General features: G+C 63.6%; 1 protein-coding gene, 2 pseudogenes and 1 riboswitch. Of the genes and pseudogenes, 2 read left to right on the forward strand and 1 reads right to left on the reverse strand.

Features of this window, described 5'->3' with window-relative positions:
- Positions 1-180, reverse strand: a pseudogene (locus BFP96_RS01655) (sorbosone dehydrogenase family protein); the annotation flags it as partial.
- 99 nt (positions 181-279) lie between these two features.
- A riboswitch (cobalamin riboswitch) is annotated at positions 280-538 on the forward strand.
- 77 nt (positions 539-615) lie between these two features.
- On the opposite strand from BFP96_RS01655, the gene cobO reads away from it, so the two are divergent.
- Together cobO and BFP96_RS01665 are read left to right on the forward strand one after the other, a co-directional pair.
- A complete protein-coding gene (cobO, locus tag BFP96_RS01660) occupies positions 616-1,227 on the forward strand; it encodes a cob(I)yrinic acid a,c-diamide adenosyltransferase (protein ID WP_065934934.1) in 612 nt (203 codons plus the stop codon).
- Positions 1,224-1,635: pseudogene (locus BFP96_RS01665) on the forward strand (cobyrinate a,c-diamide synthase); the annotation flags it as partial. The gene cobO and the pseudogene BFP96_RS01665, both read left to right, overlap by 4 nt.

Below are 1,635 nucleotides of genomic sequence, written 5' to 3' on the forward strand. Positions count from 1 at the left end.
GGCGCCGTCGGGCCAGCCGACAGCCGGCGCGATGTTCACGGTGGGGATCAGCGTCTTGTTCGGTTCCGGCAGCTTGGGCGAGGGCCCGGTGCCATCGGTCACCTGCAGGGTAGAGCTTTCTCCGCAGGCGGCGAGGGTGCCGGCCAGCATGATCAGTAAGGCGAGTCTGGTTTTATGCATGGTGTTCTCCTGAATACCTGTAAGGGTAGAGAAGCACATCACCTTGATGGTTCAAGTACAGGACCAGCTTTAATTGACGCTCCACCCCCAACCCACTAACCTTCGCGGCTTGTTCCAGGTGCTCTGTGGCGTGCGCGTCGACGGAGTGAAACAGGGAAGCCGGTGAGTGAGCGCACTTGTACACAGTGCTGCCGCAATTCCGGCGCTGCCCCCGCAACGGTAAATGAGTCAAGACGGCGCTGTTGGCCACTGTATCGCAGGCGATATGGGAAGGCGCGCCGTCGGCCTGCACGGTCTTTTTACACAGACTGAGCGCCACTCATGAGCCCGGAGACCGGCCTGAAGCATCCAACAGCATCACGGTGGGCGATGCTTGGCTGTCTGTGTTCTTTTTTCCTGCCCGCCGTTTTTGTCCAGCCCCAACGGAGAGCTGCCATGACCGATACCCCCGACCGCGACGAACGCCACCTGGCGCGCATGCTGCGCAAAAAAGCCGTGATCGATGAACGCATCGCCAATTCGCCCAATGAGTGCGGGTTGCTGCTGGTGCTGACCGGCAACGGCAAGGGCAAGAGCAGCTCGGCCTTCGGCATGCTGGCCCGGGCCATGGGCCATGGCATGCAGTGCGGCGTGGTGCAGTTCATCAAGGGGCGTCACAGTACCGGCGAAGAGCTGTTCTTCCGCCGTTTCCCCGAGCAAGTGCGCTTCCATGTGATGGGCGAAGGCTTTACCTGGGAAACCCAGGATCGCCAGCGCGATATCGCGGCCGCCGAAGCGGCCTGGGCGGTGTCCAGGGCGATGCTGACTGACCCCTCCATCGGCCTGGTGGTGCTGGACGAGTTGAACATCGCCCTCAAGCACGGCTACCTCGACCTGGACCAGGTACTCGGCGACCTGCAAGCCCGTCCGCCGATGCAGCACGTGGTGGTGACCGGCCGGGGCGCCAAGCCTGAACTGATCGAAATGGCCGATACCGTCACCGACATGGGCATGCTCAAGCACGCGTTCCAGGCCGGTATCAAGGCCCAGAAAGGCGTCGAACTTTGAATCAGCCCCGTCATTGCCCGGCCGTATTGATCGCCGCACCGGCGTCCGGCCAGGGCAAAACCACCGTCACCGCCGCGTTGGCGCGTCTGCACCGCAACCTGGGGCGCAAGGTGCGCGTATTCAAATGCGGACCGGACTTCCTTGACCCGATGATTCACGAACGCGCCAGCGGCGCGCCGGTCTATCAATTGGACATGTGGATGGTCGGCGAGCAGGAAAGTCGTCGCCTGTTGTGGGAAGCGGCGGGGGAGGCCGACCTGATCCTGATCGAGGGCGTGATGGGCCTGTTCGACGGCACCCCTTCCAGCGCCGACCTGGCGCGGCATTTCGGCGTGCCGGTGCTGGGCGTGATCGACGGCACCGCCATGGCGCAGACCTTCGGCGCGCTCGCCTTGGGCCTGGCACGCT

Source organism: Pseudomonas sp. 34 E 7 (assembly GCF_900005715.1).
Taxonomy (GTDB): Bacteria; Pseudomonadota; Gammaproteobacteria; order Pseudomonadales; family Pseudomonadaceae; genus Aquipseudomonas; species Aquipseudomonas orientalis_A.